At 62.8% G+C, this 312-nt stretch carries 1 protein-coding gene; it reads right to left on the reverse strand.

What is annotated here, in order from left to right; genetic code table 11:
* Window positions 1-281 (reverse strand): cyclophilin-like fold protein (locus G6O68_RS32190; protein ID WP_206108311.1); only part of this gene is annotated, 281 nt, incomplete at its 3' end.
* Between the last annotated feature and the right edge of the window lie 31 nt (window positions 282-312).

The raw sequence follows: 312 nt of genomic DNA on the forward strand, positions 1-312 counted from the left end.
GGGTCGTCGATTCGGCCGAGGCGGGTGTAGCTGTAGCTGGTCTTGAAACCCTTGTAGAAAACGACCAGCGTGTCCGAGCCCCAGAGCATCAGGTCGCCGTTCCGAATCGTACCGGGGTCCGTGACCTCGGTCGGGAGCGGCGTCGGGAGGTGGGCATGCTTCTCGTTGCCGTTCAACTCAGCCATGTCGAGCGTCAGGGGAAGCATCGCCCGGAGCTTGGCCGTCGCCGCGTTGTCGTCGAGCGTGGCCTTGAAGGTCTTGGTGCCGAGGGTGAGTTTCATAGGTTTGCTCTTCGTTTCACCGCGAGGCTCC

Source organism: Paludisphaera soli (genome assembly GCF_011064595.1).
Taxonomy (GTDB): Bacteria; Planctomycetota; Planctomycetia; order Isosphaerales; family Isosphaeraceae; genus Paludisphaera; species Paludisphaera soli.